Annotated in this window: 21 protein-coding genes; 12 read left to right on the plus strand and 9 right to left on the minus strand. The window is 64.5% G+C overall.

Annotation, left to right across the window (positions count from 1 at the left end):
• Positions 1-150: 150 nt before the first annotated feature.
• Entirely contained in the window at positions 151-1,194 is a 1,044-nt protein-coding gene (locus E0501_RS10640; RefSeq protein WP_137701347.1) for a cytochrome-c peroxidase, read from the plus strand.
• 84 nt (positions 1,195-1,278) lie between these two features.
• Here E0501_RS10640 and E0501_RS10645 read toward each other — a convergent pair whose 3' ends face one another.
• Both E0501_RS10645 and hemE read right to left on the minus strand, forming a co-directional pair.
• Positions 1,279-2,238, minus strand: coding sequence for a calcium/sodium antiporter (locus tag E0501_RS10645; RefSeq protein ID WP_137701348.1), 960 nt, complete (start codon positions 2,236-2,238; stop codon positions 1,279-1,281).
• A gap of 81 nt (positions 2,239-2,319) precedes the next feature.
• Positions 2,320-3,351, minus strand: coding sequence for a uroporphyrinogen decarboxylase (gene hemE / locus E0501_RS10650; protein WP_137701349.1), 1,032 nt, complete (start codon positions 3,349-3,351; stop codon positions 2,320-2,322).
• A gap of 105 nt (positions 3,352-3,456) precedes the next feature.
• Between hemE and hemC the strand changes: the two genes are divergently transcribed.
• From hemC to rpsO, 5 genes are all read left to right on the plus strand, one after another.
• On the plus strand, positions 3,457-4,419 hold the full coding sequence (gene hemC / locus E0501_RS10655) for a hydroxymethylbilane synthase (RefSeq protein ID WP_137701350.1): 963 nt from the start codon (positions 3,457-3,459) through the stop codon (positions 4,417-4,419).
• Positions 4,416-4,922 carry a DUF1643 domain-containing protein gene (locus tag E0501_RS10660; protein WP_137701351.1) on the plus strand — a complete coding sequence of 169 codons (507 nt, stop codon included), beginning with the start codon at positions 4,416-4,418 and terminating at the stop codon, positions 4,920-4,922. The genes hemC and E0501_RS10660 overlap by 4 nt, the downstream gene beginning before the upstream one ends.
• Positions 4,923-4,936: 14 nt before the next feature.
• Entirely contained in the window at positions 4,937-5,221 is a 285-nt protein-coding gene (locus E0501_RS10665) for a DUF5665 domain-containing protein (RefSeq protein WP_137701352.1), read from the plus strand.
• Positions 5,222-5,299: 78 nt separating this feature from the next.
• Positions 5,300-6,250 carry a calcium-binding protein gene (locus E0501_RS10670; RefSeq protein WP_137701353.1) on the plus strand — a complete coding sequence of 317 codons (951 nt, stop codon included), beginning with the start codon at positions 5,300-5,302 and terminating at the stop codon, positions 6,248-6,250.
• A 145-nt stretch (positions 6,251-6,395) separates the two neighbouring features.
• Positions 6,396-6,665 (plus strand): 30S ribosomal protein S15, encoded by a 270-nt coding sequence (gene rpsO / locus E0501_RS10675; RefSeq protein ID WP_137701354.1) that lies wholly within the window; start codon positions 6,396-6,398, stop codon positions 6,663-6,665.
• A gap of 66 nt (positions 6,666-6,731) precedes the next feature.
• Here the strand turns inward: rpsO and E0501_RS10680 are convergent, their stop codons facing one another.
• The 3 genes from E0501_RS10680 to E0501_RS10690 all read right to left on the minus strand — a co-directional run bounded on the left by E0501_RS10680 (position 6,732) and on the right by E0501_RS10690 (position 9,273).
• A complete protein-coding gene (locus E0501_RS10680; RefSeq protein WP_137701355.1) occupies positions 6,732-7,355 on the minus strand; it encodes a TetR/AcrR family transcriptional regulator in 624 nt (207 codons plus the stop codon).
• Between the two features lie 200 nt (positions 7,356-7,555).
• Entirely contained in the window at positions 7,556-8,614 is a 1,059-nt protein-coding gene (locus E0501_RS10685) for a CapA family protein (protein ID WP_137701356.1), read from the minus strand.
• Positions 8,611-9,273 (minus strand): dienelactone hydrolase family protein, encoded by a 663-nt coding sequence (locus tag E0501_RS10690; RefSeq protein WP_235857808.1) that lies wholly within the window; start codon positions 9,271-9,273, stop codon positions 8,611-8,613. The genes E0501_RS10685 and E0501_RS10690 overlap by 4 nt, the downstream gene beginning before the upstream one ends.
• A gap of 254 nt (positions 9,274-9,527) precedes the next feature.
• Here E0501_RS10690 and pnp point away from each other — a divergent pair, with 254 nt between their 5' ends.
• The 3 genes from pnp (at position 9,528) to E0501_RS10705 (ending at position 13,123) form a co-directional block, all read left to right on the plus strand.
• Entirely contained in the window at positions 9,528-11,681 is a 2,154-nt protein-coding gene (pnp, locus tag E0501_RS10695) for a polyribonucleotide nucleotidyltransferase (protein WP_137701358.1), read from the plus strand.
• A 384-nt stretch (positions 11,682-12,065) separates the two neighbouring features.
• A complete protein-coding gene (locus tag E0501_RS10700) occupies positions 12,066-12,410 on the plus strand; it encodes a CidA/LrgA family protein (protein ID WP_137701359.1) in 345 nt (114 codons plus the stop codon).
• A complete protein-coding gene (locus tag E0501_RS10705; protein ID WP_137701360.1) occupies positions 12,407-13,123 on the plus strand; it encodes an LrgB family protein in 717 nt (238 codons plus the stop codon). Before E0501_RS10700 ends, E0501_RS10705 begins: the two co-directional genes overlap by 4 nt.
• 54 nt (positions 13,124-13,177) lie before the next feature.
• Here E0501_RS10705 and E0501_RS10710 read toward each other — a convergent pair whose 3' ends face one another.
• Complete coding sequence (locus E0501_RS10710) at positions 13,178-13,831, minus strand: peroxiredoxin (protein ID WP_137701361.1); 654 nt, start codon at positions 13,829-13,831, stop codon at positions 13,178-13,180.
• A 165-nt stretch (positions 13,832-13,996) separates the two neighbouring features.
• Here E0501_RS10710 and E0501_RS10715 point away from each other — a divergent pair, with 165 nt between their 5' ends.
• From E0501_RS10715 to trxC, 3 genes are all read left to right on the plus strand, one after another.
• Positions 13,997-15,442 carry an aldehyde dehydrogenase family protein gene (locus E0501_RS10715; protein ID WP_137701362.1) on the plus strand — a complete coding sequence of 482 codons (1,446 nt, stop codon included), beginning with the start codon at positions 13,997-13,999 and terminating at the stop codon, positions 15,440-15,442.
• 64 nt (positions 15,443-15,506) lie between these two features.
• A complete protein-coding gene (locus E0501_RS10720) occupies positions 15,507-16,547 on the plus strand; it encodes a serine/threonine protein kinase (RefSeq protein ID WP_137701363.1) in 1,041 nt (346 codons plus the stop codon).
• A 70-nt stretch (positions 16,548-16,617) separates the two neighbouring features.
• Complete coding sequence (gene trxC / locus E0501_RS10725; RefSeq protein WP_137701364.1) at positions 16,618-17,052, plus strand: thioredoxin TrxC; 435 nt, start codon at positions 16,618-16,620, stop codon at positions 17,050-17,052.
• 4 nt (positions 17,053-17,056) lie between these two features.
• Here trxC and E0501_RS10730 read toward each other — a convergent pair whose 3' ends face one another.
• From E0501_RS10730 to E0501_RS10740, 3 genes are all read right to left on the minus strand, one after another.
• Positions 17,057-17,281: a hypothetical protein gene (locus tag E0501_RS10730; protein ID WP_137701365.1), complete on the minus strand. Its 225-nt coding sequence runs from the start codon at positions 17,279-17,281 to the stop codon at positions 17,057-17,059.
• A gap of 208 nt (positions 17,282-17,489) precedes the next feature.
• Positions 17,490-17,876 (minus strand): DUF302 domain-containing protein, encoded by a 387-nt coding sequence (locus E0501_RS10735; RefSeq protein ID WP_137701366.1) that lies wholly within the window; start codon positions 17,874-17,876, stop codon positions 17,490-17,492.
• A gap of 16 nt (positions 17,877-17,892) precedes the next feature.
• Positions 17,893-18,447 carry a L,D-transpeptidase gene (locus tag E0501_RS10740; protein ID WP_137701367.1) on the minus strand — a complete coding sequence of 185 codons (555 nt, stop codon included), beginning with the start codon at positions 18,445-18,447 and terminating at the stop codon, positions 17,893-17,895.
• Positions 18,448-18,506 lie beyond the last annotated feature (59 nt).

Raw genomic sequence — 18,506 nt, forward strand, 5'->3', positions numbered from 1 at the left:
TTTGTTAACTATCTGAATATAATGAATAAAATCCGAAAATCATATTTAGAATTGATCTAAATCATGGTCGCCTTGGTGGTGTGCTCCTACGGTCGCGGGTTGAGGACCGCGCGATTTTCCTGACCAAGGCTGAGGGAGGCCTTACCCTAGATGAGACCGTTACACCTGATTTCCACGACAGCACTGACACTTTCGATTGCGGGCGCCGTGGCCGCGAACGAGTTGCGCGATGCGGCCAAGGACATGTTCGAGCCGCTGCCCTCGACCATCCCGGCAATGACTGACAACCCCGTCACGCCCGAGAAGATCGACCTAGGCAAGGCGCTCTTCTTTGATCCGCGCATGTCGGCCTCGGGGGTTTTCTCGTGCAACTCGTGCCACAACCTGGCGACGGGGGGCGATGACAACATGCCGACCTCGATCGGGCATGGCTGGCAAAAGGGGCCGCGCAACTCGCCCACCGTGTTGAACGCCGTGTTCAACGTGGCGCAGTTCTGGGATGGCCGGGCCGAGGACCTGAAGGCGCAGGCCAAGGGGCCGGTCCAGGCCGGTGTGGAAATGGCCAACACGCCGGAAAACGTGGTCGCCACGCTGAATTCGATGCCGCAATACCAGGAGTGGTTCAAGGCGTCCTTCCCGGGCGAAGAGGACCCGGTGAGCTTTGACAACTTCGCCAAGGCGATCGAGGCGTTCGAGGCGACGCTGACCACGCCCGCGCCGTTCGATGCCTGGCTGAACGGGGACGACAACGCGCTGAACGAAGACCAGCTGGCCGGTCTGCAGCTGTTCATGGACAAGGGATGCGCCAGCTGCCACAGCGGCGTGAACCTGGGCGGCAACGGGTATTACCCGTTCGGCCTGGTCGAGAAACCCGGGGCGGACATCCTGCCAGAAGGTGACAAGGGCCGCTTTGCCGTGACCGAAACGGCGGATGACGAATACGTGTTCCGCGCCGCGCCGCTGCGCAACATCGACCAGACCGCGCCCTATTTCCACTCGGGCCTGGTGTGGGATCTGAAGGTGGCCGTGCAGATCATGGGCGAAAGCCAGCTGGGCGAGGACCTGAGCGACGAGGAAGCCGACAAGATCGTGGCCTTCCTGGGATCGCTGACAGGCGCGGTGCCGGAAGTGACCTATCCAGTGCTGCCGGCGGAAACCGCAGGCACGCCGCGCCCCACGGGTGAGGTGAAGTAAGACGACAGCCCGGCGGCTTCGGGCGCCGGGCTTCCCTTCGTTTTCACTGGCGCGTCCTGTGGGGCGCGCCTTTTTCGTGGGGTGCTATGCGGCCAGCAGGGTGAGCGCGATGTAGACGGCATAGGCGGTGACGAGCACGAGGCCTTCGCGGCGGTCGATGCGCCAGCCGGTGACGGCAAAGACGGTCATGGCAAGGGTTGCCGCCAGCATAACCCAGACATCGACGGCGGCCACCTGTGGGGGCACGGCAAGTGGCTGCACCAGCGCGGTGATCCCGAGGATGCCGAGGATGTTGAAGATGTTGCTGCCCACGATGTTGCCGAAGGCGACATCGCCCTGGCCCTTGCGCACCGCGATGAGCGAGGTGACGAGCTCGGGCATGGAGGTGCCGATGGCCACGATGGTAAGGCCGATGACCGTTTCCGAGACGCCCGCGGCGGCGGCGAGGCCAACGGCGCCTGACACAAGGAAGCGCGCGCCGAGTATGGTAAGCGCGAGCCCGGCCAGCGCGAGGAGCAAATGGGTGAGCAGCGCCCGGGCAACGAGAGGCGGCAGAAGGTCGGCCTCGGCGGTGTAGAGGGCGACGGCGGGTGACGCGGCCCGCCGTTCCATCGCCAGGGTGAAGCCCAGGTAGAGTGCGAGCAGGCCCAGCATGACCGCGCCGCTGACCCGGCCCAGAACGCCTTGCAGGATCACGATGGTGCAGATCAGAGTGGCCGTGGCCATGACGGTGCCGTCGCGGCGCAGCGCCGCCGGATCGACCGCGACCGGGCGCAGCAGCGCGGCAAGACCGAGGATCAACAGGATGTTGCCGATGTTGCTGCCGACGACGTTGCCGATCGCGATGCCGGGTGAGCCCGCGAGCGCGGCCTGCAGGCTGGTGACAAGTTCGGGGGTGGAGGTGCCGAAGCCGACAAGGGTGAGGCCGATGACCAGCGGCGAGATGCGAAAGGCCTGGGCCACGGCGACGGCGCCGCGCACCAGAAGATCGCCGCCTGTTACCAGGCCGGCAAGACCTGCGATGACCCAGAAGATATCCAGCATGCCCATGTCCCGGACGAGGCGAGCCTATCAACCCTTCGGGGTTAAATGGGGTGTCTGGAGAGGTGCGTCAATCGGCGTGCCCTAGCCGCCGCGCACCGTATCGATCATCAGCTGAACGTTCTCGGGATCGGCATCCGGGGTGATGCCGTGGCCGAGGTTGAAGATGTGCGGACCGTGCGAAAACGCCTTCACGATGCGGCGGGTTTCGTCGACCAGGGCCTGGCCGCCGGTGACCATGTGCGAGGAGGCGAGGTTGCCCTGCACGCAGCCGTCTTTCTGCACGTTCGCGGCGGCCCATTCGGGCGTGACGCTGTCATCGAGCGCCACGCAATCGGCGCCGGTGGCGGCGTGGAAGCCCACGTATTTTTCGCCCGCTTCACGCGGGAAGGCGATGACGGGGGTGCCCGGGTGGCGGGATTTCAGCTCGGTGATGATGCGTTTGGCGGGCGCCGTGGCGTATTTGTCGAAATCGTCGCCCGAGAGCGAGCCGGCCCAGCTGTCGAAGAGTTTGACGCATTCGGCGCCGGCGTCGATCTGATGGCTGAGGTATTCGATCGTGGCCTCGGTGATGCGGTCGAGGAGCGCCTCGAACAGCGGGCGGTTTTCATCCTTGAGCGCATGGGCCGGGCCCTGGTCGGGGGTGCCGCGCCCGGCGATCATGTAGGTGGCCACCGTCCAGGGCGCGCCGGCAAAGCCGATGAGGGCGGTTTCCGACGGCAGTTCGCGGGTGAGGATGCGCACCGTTTCGTAGATCGGGTTCAGGGTTTCGTGGATGGCGTCGGCCGGTTTCAGGGCGTCGAAATCGGATTGCTGCGTGATGGTCGAAAGGCGCGGGCCTTCGCCGGTGACGAACCACAGATCGGCGCCCAGCGCCTGCGGCACCAGCAGGATGTCGGCAAAAAGGATCGCGGCATCGAAGCCATAGCGGCGGATGGGTTGCAGCGTGACCTCGGCCGCGAGTTCGGAATTGTAGCACAGCGACAGGAAATCCCCGGCCTGGGCGCGGGTGGCGCGGTACTCGGGCAGGTAGCGCCCGGCCTGCCGCATCATCCAGATCGGCGGTGTCGGCAGGGTTTCGCCCGCGAGTGCGCGCAGAAGTTTCTTTTCGGCCATGTCGTGTTTCCTTTCCCGTGTTAGGGGGTTGGTGGAAGGGCTGGGCCGCGATGTCAAGCGCGGCGCGGCTTGCAAGGACAACTCGACGCGCTTAAGAGCGGCGACATGACGAAAGATTTACCGACCCCCGCCGCACCCCTGAAGATCGGCACCCGTGGATCGCCGCTGGCGCTGGCGCAGGCGCATGAGACACGCGACCGTCTGGCAAGCGCGTTCGAGTTGCCGCAGGAGGCGTTCGAGATCGTGGTGATCAAGACCACGGGCGACGATGCCGCGCTGATCGCGCGGGACAAACCGTTGAAGGAGCTGGGTGGCAAGGGCCTGTTCACGAAAGAGATCGAGGAGCAGCTGCTGCAGGGCGGGATCGATATTGCCGTGCATTCGATGAAGGACATGCCGGTGGCGCAGCCCGAGGGGCTGATCCTGGATTGCTACCTGCCGCGCGAGGATGTGCGCGATGCCTTCATTTCGCCTGGGTTCGAGCGGGTCAAGGACCTGCCCGAGGGCGCGGTGGTGGGCACGTCGAGCCTGCGGCGGCGCGCGCAGCTGTTGGTGGCGCGGCCCGACCTGCAGGTGGTGGAGTTCCGCGGCAACGTGCAGACGCGGCTGAAGAAGCTGAACGATGGCGTGGCGAGCTGTTCGTTCCTGGCGATGGCCGGGCTGCGGCGGCTGGGCATGCTGGACGAGGTGCCGGCGACGGCGATCGAACCCGAGGACATGCTGCCCGCCGTGGCGCAGGGCGCGATCGGGATCGAGCGGCGCACGGATGACACGCGCATGGCCGAAATGCTGGACGCCATTCACGATGGGCCCACGGGCGAGCGGCTGGCGGCCGAGCGCGCGTTCCTGGCGCGGCTGGACGGCAGTTGCGAGACGCCGATTGCCGGGCTGGCCGAACTGGACGGCGGCAGCCTGCGACTGCGCGGCGAAATCCTGCGCCCCGATGGCAGCGAGCGTCTGGAGGACGCGGTGACCGGGGCCGTGGAAGACGGCACCGAGATGGGCCGCGAGATGGCCGTGCGCCTGCTGGAGCGCGCGGGGCCGGGGTTCTTCGACTGGCGGGCATGATCGAGCGCACGCATATCAAGGGCGATGCGCCGTCGACGGCGATTTATTCGGATTGCGAGCGGTATCGCTACATGCTGACGCGGACATGGGACGCGGCGGGCAAGCGCGCGCTGTTCATCATGCTGAACCCGTCGACCGCTACGGAAGTGCAGAACGATCCGACGGTCGAGCGCTGCGAGCGCCGGGCGCGGGCGCTGGGCTTTGGCGCGTTCCGGGTGCTGAACATTTTTGCCTGGCGCGAAACCGACCCGCGCAAGATGCGCGCGGCGGCCGATCCGGTGGGGCCGGAGAACGATGCGGCGATTGCCGAAAGCTGCCCCTGGGCGGACCAGATCATCGCCGCCTGGGGCACCCATGGCGCGCATCTGGAGCGCGGCGCGGCGGTAGAGCGCCTGCTGCGCGACACGGCGCTGCCGGTGTTTCACCTGGGCCTGACCAAGGATGGCCACCCGAAGCATCCGTTGTATATTGCCTATGCCCAGCAGCCCGAACGCTGGTTCTGACAGAGGAGGGGCATATGCAGGAGAGCGAAACGGCAATCGACGCGCAGACCCAGGCGATTGCCCGGCTGACGCAGGAGGTCGAGCGGCTGAACACGCATCGCTTTGTCACCATGCACAATTCGATCTGGCGGCTGGTGCTGTTCCAGTTCACCCGCGGCCTGGCCTTTGGGCTGGGCTCAGTGCTGGGGGCGACGATCCTGGTGTCCCTTCTGGGCTGGTGGGTGGCGCAGTTCGAATTCATCCCGATCATCGGGGACTGGGCCGGGCAGATCGTCGAGCAGATCGAAAGCGAGCGTTAACCATTTCGTGAGAGACTCTTTGACCGGGCCATGGCGTTGTGGCCCAATTCCGTGTGCTTTCGGGCTGGAGCGTGGTTGATGCTGTTTCTTGCGGGTTTGATGGGGATGGTCCTGGTCGGGGCGGCGACGTTTGTCGGGATCGAGGATGGCGGCGACATACAGGCCCCGGATGCCGAACAGCAGGCGGAGACCGGCGACACGGCCGAAGGTGAGCTTCAGAGCATCGGTGACATCATATCGGGCGTGGATCAGGCCGAGACGCTGACCGGTGGCGACGGTGTTGACCAGGTGAACGGCGCGGCAGGTGATGACAGCCTGTCGGGTGGCGCGGGGGACGACCAACTTTTCGGCGGCGAAGGCGGAGATGTGCTGAGCGGCGATGCAGGCGATGACGTGCTGCATGGCGAGGGCGGGCAGGACAGCCTGTCGGGTGGCGAAGGTGACGACCACCTGTTCGGGCATGAGGGTGATGACCTGCTGGCGGGTGGCGCGGGCCAGGACACGCTGGAGGCCGGCGGCGGGCATGACAGCCTGACCGGCGGGGCCGGGGACGATGCGCTGCACGGATACCTGGGCGATGATACGCTCGATGGTGGTGCGGGGGCCGATACGCTTTTTGGCGGCTGGGGCGATGACGTGCTCTCGGGTGTTGAGCCGCCGGGCGTGGCGCCGGTGCCGGATTTCCTGAACGGCGGCGGCGGGGCCGACATGATCACCGCAGGGGCCGGCGACGTGGCGAGCGGTGGTAGCGGGGCCGATACCCTGGCCGGGGGTGACTGGATGGCCGATGGCCCGGAGGCGATGATCAGCGACTTTGACGCGGAAGAGGACACGCTGGTGGTGCTGTTCGACGACAGCACCGAAGGCCCCGAGCCCGAGATCACGCTGGAGCCCGACGAAGCGGACGCAGACGTGATGCATATCCTGCTGAACGGGGCGCGGATCATGGCGGTGGAGGGCGCGCCGGGGCTGAGCCTTGCCGATATCCAGCTGGTGCCGCAATCGGCGGCCGAGGCGCTGATCGGCTAGGCATGCGCCGCGCAGTTTTCGCTTTTCATCGCGCGAAATATCTCCTATACGCGCCCATCCCCGCCTGATCGCGGGGATTTCTCTATGGACCTTGCTGGACGACATCCCGGCCTGTGCCCGACCCTGAAACGAAAAGGAGACCCCGATGTCGATTACCGCGGAAGAAAAAACCCGCCTGATGAAGGAATATGCCACCAAGGACGGCGACACCGGTTCGCCCGAGGTCCAGGTGGCGATCCTGAGCTCGCGTATCGCGACGCTGACCGAGCATTTCAAGACCCACAAGAAGGACAACCACGGCCGCCGTGGCCTTCTGAAAATGGTGGCCCAGCGCCGTAAGCTGCTGGATTACCTGAAAGGCAAGGACGAGGGCCGTTACCAGGACCTGATCCAGCGCCTGGGCCTGCGCCGCTAAGAGTTTCGTTCCGGTAGGAACAGGAAACGCCCGCTCGGATCCGAGCGGGCGTTTTTCTTTGCGCCGTCAGGTTCGGTCGAGGACCAGGTTGACCTGGGCCATGATGGTCCTGTGGCAGTCGAGCGCGGTCGCCTGGTCGAAAATCGCCGCCCGCACGCCCCAGGTGTAGATCGCCCAGATTGCCCGTGCCGCAGTGCCCGCATCGAGCGCGCGGTTGAACTCGCCACGCTCCTGGCCATCGGCGACGATCTGTTGCAGCGCACCGGTGAACATGTCGCGCACGGTTCGGTTGTCGGCCTCGGTCTCGTCCGGCCATACCCAGGAATAGGAGTGCATCACGGCCAGGAGCCGGGGGTCGGCGGTGTCACCCTCGACCCAAAACAGGAGGACCGCACCGAGCCGGTCGAACGCCGGGCCCGGGCCCTCGGCCAGTTTCATCGTTTCTTCGTATTGCGACCCGTTGGTTTCGCGGACGATTTCGTAGAGAAGCCCTGGTTTGCCGCCGAAATAGACATTGATCATGCCGTGGGTCACGCCGGCCTCGCGCGCGATTTCGGTGACCGAGACCGCATCATACCCATAGTCGGAAAACAGCTGCCGCGCGGCGGAGAGAAGCCGCGCGCGGGTTTCTTCGCGGCGTTTGTCCTTGGCTGTCTTGCGAGGGTTCGCTTTGCGCGTCGGAGCCTTCATGCAGGTTTGATAACACGGGGCGACAATCTGTCAATGTCACTGTTATTGACAATGTTAGTAACAATGTTTACTTAAGCCTTGTTGCCAGTGTCCATTGTCCCAAAACCGACCAGACCCGGCGACAGTGTCTCGGGCGGCCGGTGGACCCAACAGTCCCCCAGCGGCCGCCGGTCCGCCCGGGCACGCGAAGCTGCGCCAGGTCAGCTGGACGCAGGCGCAGATGTCATTTCGGTGAGAACCTGGATTTCCTGTGCATCGGCGCGTTCGAGGCGAAAGCGTCGGCGGCGATAGGCCAGTTTTTCGAGACGGATCAGGCGGCCGCGCCCGGGCGCGATGTCGAGGATGTAGGCGAGGCCGAGATCGGGGTGATAGTCCGCGTGCCCGCCGATGCCTTCGTAATCGTTGATCAGGTCGCCGGCGCCGTAGAAAATGATCCGGTCGCGATAGGTCTCGATCGCTTTCGGATGATGCGAGGAATGACCGAACACGATATCGGCCCCGACTTCGTCGATCAGGGCATGGGCCAGGGCGCGCTGCCCGGCGGGGATGTCGAAGCCCCAGTTGCCGCCCCAGTGAAGCGAGATCAGCAGAAGATCGCCGGGCTGGCGGATCGGGCCGATTTGCGCGCGGACTTGGGCCAGGGTGTCTTCGGGCGCGTCGGCGAGGCGATTGACGCCCGGCCAGGTTTCCGTTGCGGCCCAGTGGCGGGGCACGCCGCTGGTGCCGGCGCCGAAGGCGAGGATCAGCAGGCGCCCGCCACCAGGCAGGGGCAGGATGGCCGGAAGGGCCGCCGCGTGCGCGTCGCGGCCCGCGCCCACAGTGGCGATGCCGGCGCCGGCGAGAGTGTCGAGCGTATCGGTGAGACCGGCGGTACCCCAGTCAAGCACATGGTTGTTGGCCAGGATACAGGCGTCGATGCGTGCGGCGGTGAGCACGTCGATATTGGCCGGGTGCATGCGGTAGTTGATACCCTTGGGTTCGGGCGTGCCCTGGGCGGTGATCGCGGTTTCGAGGTTGACGATGCGCAGATCGATATCGCGCGCGTCGAGATCGGCAAGCAGATCGCCCCAGACATAAGGCGGAGCGACGCCGCGCGGCAGATCGCCCGAGCGGCGTTCAGCCAGCGTGACGTAGCCAGTGGCGGACGTCATGTAGCCCTCAAAGAGGCGGGGATCGCCGGGATGGGCCAGGATCTGGTCCACCCCGCGGCCCAGCATCACGTCGCCGGCGAGCATCAGGCGGTGGGCGCGTGCGGTCATGCGGCGGACGCAGGGCAGCCCAGATGGGTGCAGAACCAATCGCTCGAGCGCTCGATGACCTGTTCCAGCGTGCCGGGTTCTTCGAAGAGATGCGTGGCGCCGGGCACGATTTCGAGTTGCGAGATACAGGTGAGGCGGGCCTGCGCGGCCTTGTTGAGGTCGATCACCACGTAATCGGCGCCGCCCACGACAAGAAGAACGGGCGCACGCACCCGGGCAAGCGCATCGCCCGCCAGATCAGGGCGCCCCCCGCGCGAGACCACGGCGGAGACGTTATCGGGCATATGCGCGGCCGCGGTCAGCGCGGCGGCAGCGCCGGTACTGGCGCCGAAGAGGCCGATGTTCAGTTCGCGCAGTCCGGCCTCAGCCTGAACCCAGCGGATCGCGGTTTCGACACGACCGCCTAGAAGCGGGATGTCGAAGACATTGGCGCGATCCGCGGCCTCGCCCGGAGTGAGCAGATCGAAAAGCAGCGTGCCCAGGCCCTTCGCATTCAAGCCGCGGGCAACGAAGCGGTTGCGCGGGCTGAGCCGCGAGGAGCCACTGCCATGGGCGAAGATGACCAGACCGCGCGCGCCATCGGGCAACGACAGGTCGCCTTCGAGTTCGACCCCTGCACTGACGGGCAGGCGCAGGCTGCGGGTTGTGACGTGTTCCATGGCGTTCATCTCGCGGGATTTTTCCGTGCGATGCATTGACCCCTGTCAACATTCGGCGCGGCGCCACGGGCCTTGCGCGAAAAAACTCTCGCCTTTGCAAACTGGCAAAACTCCTGTATGGCCCCCACATCTGAGACGTGACGCCTTTGGCCCCCGGGCGCGTGCATGAGGATGAGGGGGCGGCGGCAATGGGGCCGCCATGACAATCGGAGGACCCGGGAGCGCCCGGGAGTGCCTCCAGACAAGGACGCAAGATGTTCAACATTACGAAGAAGTCGATGGAGTGGGGCGAAGAAACCCTCACTCTGGAAACGGGCAAGGTTGCCCGCCAGGCCGATGGGTCTGTTATTGCGACGCTGGGCGAAACCAGTGTCATGGCGAACGTGACATATGCACGTGAGCAGAAACCGGGGCAGGATTTCTTTCCGCTCACGGTTCACTACCAGGAAAAATACTATGCCGCGGGCAAGGTGCCCGGCGGGTTCTTCAAGCGCGAGGCGCGCCCGACCGAGAAGGAAACGCTGACCGCGCGCCTGATCGACCGGCCGATCCGCCCGCTCTTTGTGCCGGGCTTCAAGAACGAAGTGCTGGTGATGTGCACGGTGCTGAGCCACGACCTGGTCAACGATCCGGACATGGTGGCGATGATCGCCGCCAGCGCTGCGCTGACCATTTCGGGCGTGCCGTTCATGGGCCCGATCGCGGGTTGCCGCGTTGGTTTCGTCGATGGCGAATACGTGCTGAACCCCGATGTCGAGGACATGCACGAGCTGCGCCTGAACCCCGAACAGCGCCTGGACCTGGTTGTCGCCGGCACCAAGGACGCCGTGATGATGGTGGAATCGGAAGCCTATGAGCTGACCGAAGAGGAAATGCTGGGCGCGGTGACCTTTGCGCATGAGCAGATCCAACCGGTGATCGACCTGATCATTTCGCTGGCCGAGGAAGCCGCGAAAGAGCCGTTCGACTTCCAGCCCCCGGATTACAGCGACCTCTACGAGGCGGTGAAGAAGGCCGGCGAGAAAGAGATGCGCGCGGCATTTGCCATCACCGACAAACAGCAGCGCACGGCCGCCGTGGCCGCGGCACGCGAAACGATCAAGGCCGCACTGAGTGAGGAACAGCTGGAAGACGCCAACCTCGGCTCGGCGATGAAGAGGCTGGAAGCCAGCATCCTGCGCGGTGACGTGGTGAAAGGCGGTAAGCGGATCGACGGACGCAGCACCACCGACGTGCGCCCGATCATCTGCGAAACCGGCCTTCTGCCGCGGACGCACGGTTCGGCGCTTTTCACCCGGGGCGAGACCCAGGGCCTGGTGGTGACCACGCTGGGCACGGGCGACGATGAGCAGTTCATCGACGCGCTGCACGGCACGTTCAAATCGAACTTCCTGCTGCACTACAACTTCCCGCCCTATTCGGTTGGCGAAGTCGGCCGCGTTGGTCCTCCGGGCCGTCGTGAAGTTGGCCATGGCAAGCTGGCCTGGCGCGCGCTGCAGGCGGTTCTGCCGGCACCGACGGATTTCCCCTACACGATCCGGATCGTCAGCGAGATCACCGAGTCGAACGGCTCGTCCTCGATGGCGTCGGTCTGTGGCGGGTCGCTGTCGATGATGGATGCCGGTGTGCCGCTGAAATCGGCCGTGGCCGGTGTGGCAATGGGCCTGATCCTGGAAGAGGATGGCGACTATGCGATCCTGACCGACATCCTGGGTGACGAAGACCACCTGGGCGACATGGACTTCAAGGTGGCCGGCACCGAGAATGGTATCACCAGCCTGCAGATGGACATCAAGGTTGCCGGGATCACCCCGGAAATCATGAAGAACGCCCTGGCGCAGGCCAAGGACGGCCGGATGCACATCCTGGGCGAGATGAACAAGGCGCTTTCGGGCGCTGGCGACTTCTCGATCCACGCGCCGCGCATCGAGACGATGCAGATCCCGACCGACAAGATCCGCGAAGTGATCGGCTCGGGCGGTAAGGTGATCCGCGAGATCGTCGAGGTGTCGGGCGCCAAGGTCGACATCAACGATGACGGTGTCATCAAGATCGCGTCGCCCAACGGTGAAGCCATCCAGAAGGCCTATGACATGATCCATTCGATCGTGGCGGAGCCGGAAGAAGGCCACATCTACAAGGGCACGGTCGTGAAGATCGTCGATTTCGGCGCCTTCGTGAACTTCTTCGGCAAGCGAGACGGCCTGGTGCATGTCAGCCAGATCGAGAACCGCCGCCTGAACCACCCCTCGGACGTTCTGAAGGAAGGCCAGGAAGTGTGGGTCAAGCTCCTGGGCTTTGACGATCGCGGCAAGGTGCGCCTGTCGATGAAGGTTGTCGACCAGGAGACCGGTGAAGAGCTTCCGCCGGAAGAGAAGAAGAAAAAGAAGCAGGACGACGAAGACTGATCCGTCGCTTTGCTGACATAACGGGCCCCGGTGGAAACGCCGGGGCCTTTTTCATTGCATGGCGGTTACGCACGGTCATGGATGCAGACGCGCGATTATTCCCCCTTATTTTCCCGTCAGGGTAATTTAAGTCGCTTTTCAGGCGAAAGTTGATGTGCGCGTCAGCGGCTATATCACTCACGGTTTCGCCGGAATCACTCACGGTTTCGCCGGACCCTGTGGCGAACGGAAGAGGACCCCCACTCGCGGGGATGCCCCGGTTTCGGGGTGGACAGGGGCCTTGTCGGGATGGGCAGGGCCCCTGTTCGTTTGCCGCCATGACGGTGGCGCGCGGCGGGCGACCGCAATAAGCTGAGCGCGGGACAGCCGGAGAAGGGCCTGCGCATGCTGAGTTACCTGACATTGATATTCGTCTGCCAGTTGCTGGGAGAGCTGATAACCGGGGCGCTGGCGATCCCGGTTCCGGGGCCCGTGCTGGGCATGGTTTTGTTGCTGGGTTTCCTGGTGCTGCGGCGGCAGGTGCCCGAGGAGCTGGACCGCACGGCAACGGGGCTTCTGGGGGCGATGTCGCTTCTCTTTGTGCCGGCGGGGGCGGGGGTGATGATGCATTTCCGCCTGCTGGGCGAGGCGCTGGTGCCGCTGGGCGTGGCGCTGATCCTCAGCACTGTTCTGACCATTCTGGTGACCGGGCTGATGATGCGGTGGTTGGGCAAGGGGGCGGAAGAATGAGCAACCTGCAGGAAACCTGGGTCTACCTGAGCGCGTCGCCGCTGTTTCACCTGACGCTTACGCTGGTGGCGTTCCAGGCGGCGCTGAAGCTGTTCGAGAAGGCCGGGCGCAATCCGTTGCTGAACCCGGTTCTGGGTGCAGTTTTGATCGTCGTGGCGGTGCTTTGGGCGACGGGGACGGACTACGGCACCTATTTCGAGGGTGCGCAATTCGTGCATTTCCTGCTGGGGCCGGCCACTGTGGCGCTGGCTGTGCCGCTTTATCGCCAGCTGCACCGCGTGCGGCAATCGGCGCTGGCCATCGTGGCCAGCCTGCTGACGGGATCGTTCGTGGCGATGATCAGCGCGGTGCTTCTGGTGCGGGTCATGGGTGGGGCTGAGGAGATCATGATTTCCATCGCACCGAAATCGGTGACCGCGCCGGTGGCGATGGGGATTGCCGAACAGCTGGGCGGGGTGCCGTCGCTGACGGCGGTTCTGGTGATCGTGACGGGCATTTTCGGGGCGATGTTCGGGCCGATGATCCTGACGGTGGCCGGGGTGCGCGATTGGAGCGCGCGGGGGCTGGCCATCGGCACGGCGAGCCATGGGATCGGCACCGCGCGGGCGCTGCAGGTGAACGAAACAGCGGGCGCCTTTGCGGGGCTGGCGATGGGGCTGAATGCGCTGGCCACGGCGATCCTGCTGCCGGTCCTCTGGGCGTTGTTCTTCTGAAACGAAAACGGGCCGCGCAAGGCGGCCCGTTTCGTAGATTGCCGGTTTGCGCGGTTACGCCGGGTCGGCGGTGGTGCGCAGGTAGGGCAGCTTGACATCGACATCGCCGAATTTCGCCTTGGCGTCCTCGGTCGAGAGGGTCAGCGCCACGATCACGTCCTGGCCCGGGGTCCAGTTGGCACCGGTGGCCAGCGGCACGCCATAGGTCTTCTGCAGACCGTCGAGGGCACGCAGCACTTCGGCGAAGTTACGGCCGACCGACATCGGGTAGGTCATGATCAGCTGGACCTTCTTGTCGGGCGAGATGATGAAGACCGAGCGCACGCTGGCCGAGTCGGCGGCAGTGCGGCCATCGGGCAGGTAGGCCTCGGCCGGAAGCATGTCGAACTGTTTCGATACTTCGAGCGATTCATCGGCGATGATCGGGAAGCCCGCCTTGGCGCCGGCATAGCCCTCGATGTCGGATTTCCATTTCACGTGCTCCTCGGCGCTGTCGACGCTGAGGCCGATCACCTTGGTGTTACGCTTTTCCCATTCGTCGGCCAGTTGGGCAACGGCGCCGAACTCGGTCGTGCAGACGGGGGTGAAATCCTTGGGGTGCGAGAACAGGATCGCCCAGCTATCGCCGATCCAGTCGTGGAAGGTGATCGTGCCCTGATCGGTTTCGGCGGTGAAGTTGGGGACGATATCGTTGATGCGAAGGCCCATGTGACAGGCTCCTTTCCTGTTGCGAATACCATATTCAAAAACTCAGATATATCGTTCCGCAACGTTTTACACCCCCTCTCTTGCGGTAGATGGGGTGGAGTGACAGAGTGTCGCGAATCCGGAAATCCGGGTGATTTTACCCGGGACGAGAATGGGAGTGATCAGATGATCGAGAAGCGTCAGTTCTATATCAATGGCCAGTGGGTGGACCCGATCGAGGGCCGCGATCACCACGTGATCGACCCGTCGACCGAAGAGCCGGTGGCGGTGATTTCGCTGGGTGGCCAGGCCGATACCGATGCGGCGGTGGCCGCGGCGAAGGCTGCTTTCCCGTCCTGGATGGCGACGCCCAAGGAAGAGCGCATCGCGATGCTGGAAAAGCTGATCGACATCTACAAGGCGCGGGCCGAGGAGATGGCCGAGGCGATCACGCTGGAAATGGGTGCGCCGATCGACATGGCCAAGACCCAGCAATGGGGCGCGGGCTTTGGCCACCTGAAAAACTTCGTGCGTGCCGCCAAGGGGTTCGAGTTCATCAAGCCGCTGGGCGATCACGCGCCGAATGACCGGATCATTTACGAGGCAGTGGGCGTGACCGCGCTGATCACGCCGTGGAACTGGCCGATGAACCAGATCACGCTGAAGGTGGGCGCGGCGGCGGTTGCCGGCTGCACGATGATCCTGAAGCCGAGCGAGGAAACCCCACTCGATGCGATGCTGTTTGCCGAGATGATGCACGAGGCGGGTTTCCCGCCGGGCGTGTTCAACCTGGTCAATGGCGACGGCGTGGGCGTGGGCAGCCAACTGACTGCGCATGCGGATGTGGACATGGTGAGCTTTACCGGCTCGACCCGGGCCGGCATCCTGATTTCGAAATCCGCGGCCGACACGTTGAAAAAGGTGCATCTGGAGCTGGGCGGCAAAGGCGCCAACGTGATCTTTGACGACGCCGATGAAAAGGCCGTGAAGCGTGGCGTCATCCACATGATGAACAACTCGGGCCAGAGCTGTAACGCGCCGAGCCGGATGCTGGTGCAGCGCGGGGTGTATGACCAGGCGGTGGAAACCGCCGCCGAGGTGGCCCAATCGATCAAGGTGGGCAATGCCCATGAGGAGGGCCGCCATATCGGCCCCGTGGTCAACGAGGTGCAGTGGAACAAGATCCAGGACCTGATCCAGGCCGGTATCGACGAGGGCGCGAAGCTGATCGCCGGGGGCACCGGGCGGCCCGAGGGCCTGAACAAGGGCTTTTATGTGCGGCCGACGGTGTTTGCCGATGTGAACAACCAGATGCGCATCGCCCGCGAGGAAATCTTCGGCCCGGTCCTGACGATCATTCCGTTCGACAGCGAGGAAGAGGCGATCGAGATCGCCAATGACACACCTTACGGCCTGACCAACTATGTCCAGACGCAGGATGGTGCGCGGCTCAACCGGATGGCGCGCAGCTTGCGCTCGGGCATGGTGGAAATGAACGGCCAGCCGCGCGGTGCGGGCTCGCCCTTTGGCGGGATGAAGCAATCGGGCAATGGCCGCGAAGGCGGCGTGTTCGGGATCGAGGATTTCCTCGAGGTGAAGGCGGTTTCGGGCTGGTCGAACGAGAACGACTGATCCTGCGTAGACTTTGTATGCGATCCGGGGCTATGACGGCCCCGGATTTTCTTTTGGATGAGCGATGCCTGACGCGCCCGATACCCTGACATTCGTGCCCGAGACGGTGCTGAAGCGTGATGTATTTTCCGAAACCATCACCGGGCACCTGGCCGAGGACCCGGAGCGGAAGGTGGTGCTGCGCAAGCTGGACGGCGTGCCGTGGTGGGCGCGCCCCATCGCGATGTTCCTGGCGCGCAAGGAAATCCGCGGGTTGCGAGCGGTGCATGGGATCGAGGGCGTGCCCGAGCTTCTGAAAGTGGACAAGGTGGGGCTGCTGCGCAGCTGGTCCTATGGCACGCCCCTGCAGCTGGCCCGACCGGACAAGGCCGAGTGGTACCGCGATGCCAAGCGCCTGTTGCGCGAGATGCGCCGACGCGGGGTGACGCATAACGACATCGCCAAGCCGCAGAACTGGCTGAGCACGCCGGACGGGCGCGCGGCGGTCATCGATTTCCAGTTGGCCAGCGTGCATCGACGGCGCGGCCCGCTTTATCGCGTGATGGCGCGCGAGGATCTGCGCCACCTTTTGAAACAGAAGCGCAATTTCGCGCCGCATCTTCTGACGGCGTCGGAAAAGCGGGTGCTGGCGCGCAAGTCGCTGCCGACGCGGATCTGGATGGCGACGGGCAAGCGGGCCTATAATTTCGTCACAAGGCGGTTGATGAACTGGCAGGATGCCGAGGGCACCGAGGACCGGTTGGTGCGTGATGGCGCGGCGGTGCGCAAGGCGCTGAGCGCCGCCCCGGGGGTGCGGGATGTGGCGCTGTGCACTTATGCGCTGCCCTCGAAGGGCGTGGGGATTTACGCCTTTGCCGAGACCGATCTGGACCAGGCGGCGCTGCGCGCGCTGGTGAGCGAGGACCAGGCGGAACTGGTGCAGGGGGTGGCGCATCTGCCCCGCCGCGCCGATGGCAGCCTGCGCGAAGATGCGCTGCAACTGGTGGCGACGAACCGGCTTGATGAGCTGGAGATGATGATGCAAGCCGAACCCGACCTGGCCCCGCTGTTGCAGCCGATCATTGCCGGGCGGCAGAACCTGACCGACCGGATTTTGAAGGGTTGAGCCGGCAGGGCCTTCCATTCGGCCTGGCGAAACATATATTGCCTTCCGAATATATCAGATGGAGGCTGAGATGGCCCAATCGAAGAAAGTAACCTGTCTGGACTGCGGCCAGGTGAACCGCGTGCCGGCGGACCGGCTGAGCGCGGGGGCGAAATGCGGCACCTGCGGGGCGAAGCTGATTACCGGGAAGGTGGCCGAGGTGGACCTGGCCACGTTGCAGAAGGCCGCGCGCAACGATGAAATTCCTCTGGTGGTGGATTTCTGGGCGCCGTGGTGCGGGCCCTGCCGGATGATGGCGCCGGAGTTTTCCAAGGCGGCGCAGGAGCTGAGCGGTGAGGCGCGGTTGGTCAAGCTGAACACCGAGGAGCATCCGCAGGCCGGAGCGAAATACAACATCCGCGGCATTCCGACGATGGCCGGGTTCGCGGGCGGGCGCGAAAAAGCGCGTCAATCCGGAGCGATGCCGGCCGCGCAGATCGTGAATTGGGTGAAAGCGTCGGTCTGACCGCTTAGACGCGGGGGGAATGCGCCCGCGCTTCTCCATCGGGGGTGGTCAGGGCGCGGGTGATCTGCATATGCAGGTACAATCCGGCCATGACCAGCGCCGCCGGGACGATGGAGGTGACGAGATAGATCGCCAATGCGTTGGACCAGGAGACGTTGAATAGGATCAGCGCGGTGAGAGAGGTGACCACCCCGGCCATGCCGGAAAGAAACATCACTGCGAGCGCCATGAGTCCATCCTTTCAAAAACCGTCTTCTTGCCGTCTTCCCCCCATTCTTTGACCGCAAATGCGCCGGAAATAAGGCGGGAAGGCGGTGACGGCGTGGCGGGTGGATTTCCGCCGGTTCCGGACAGGCTAGATGCAAAGCCTTTCAAAATGGTAAACGAAAGGCCCGCGCGAAGGGCGCGGGCCTTTTCGACACAATAGGAGCGTTTCTTCAGATCGCGTTGACGGCCTCTTGCAGCATGTCGCGGACCTGGGCGGCGACCTTCTTGAGCTCGTCATTGTCGATGGCGGCCATCGAGGCGACGGGGTCGACCGCCGAGACCTCGACCCCGTCCTCGACGGCGCGCAGGATGACATTGCAGGGCAGCATGGTGCCGAGCTTGGGCTCGAACCCGATGGCCTGGTAGGCGAGATTCGGGTTGCAGGCGCCAAGGATGCGGTAGTGATCCATGTCCTTGTCGATCTTCGTCTTCATCGTCGCCTTGACGTCGATTTCGGTCAGCACGCCGAAGCCTTTGTCGGCCAATGCCTTGCGGGTGCGTTCATCGACCTCGTCAAAGCTGGCATTAGTGATGATACGGTCGAGCGTGTAGGACATGGGACCTCCTGTAGGGTTAAATGACCGTCACCGGTGTGCCGATCGGCACGCGCTGGTAAAGGTCGATCACGTGGTCGTTGATCATGCGGATGCAGCCATTGGACACCGAGCGCCCGATCGAGCTGGGCTGGGTCGTGCCGTGGATGCGGAAATAGGTGTCGCGGCCGTTCTGGAACAGGTAAAGCGCCCGTGCGCCCAAGGGGTTACCGGGCCCGCCGGGCTGGACATAGTCGTTGTCCTTGAACTTGGCATAGGTGCGCGGCTCGCGCTCGATCATCTCGTTCGTGGGGCGCCAGGTGGGCCATTCCTTTTTCACGTCGATGGTGGCGGTGCCGGTAAATTCGAGCCCGGCCTTGCCCACGCCCACGCCATAGCGCATCGCCTGGCGGGGGGCAGTGACGAAATAAAGGAAATGCGCCTTGGGCAGGATCAACAGCTGGCCTGGCTGCAGCGCCGGGCCGACCTTGACCGGTTGCGGCGCGAAAATCGGGTTGAGTTCGAAGGCGCGGACCACGTGCGGCGCGGCGAGCGTGGCGGCGGTGGCGGTGAGGAACGTACGACGGTTGAACATGACTGGCCCCAAGGTTTCTTTCCCGGTGATTTTGCCATCTGGGACGGAAAAATCAACGT

It is taken from the genome of Marimonas lutisalis, from assembly GCF_005434965.1.
Lineage (GTDB): Bacteria > Pseudomonadota > Alphaproteobacteria > Rhodobacterales > Rhodobacteraceae > Marimonas_A > Marimonas_A lutisalis.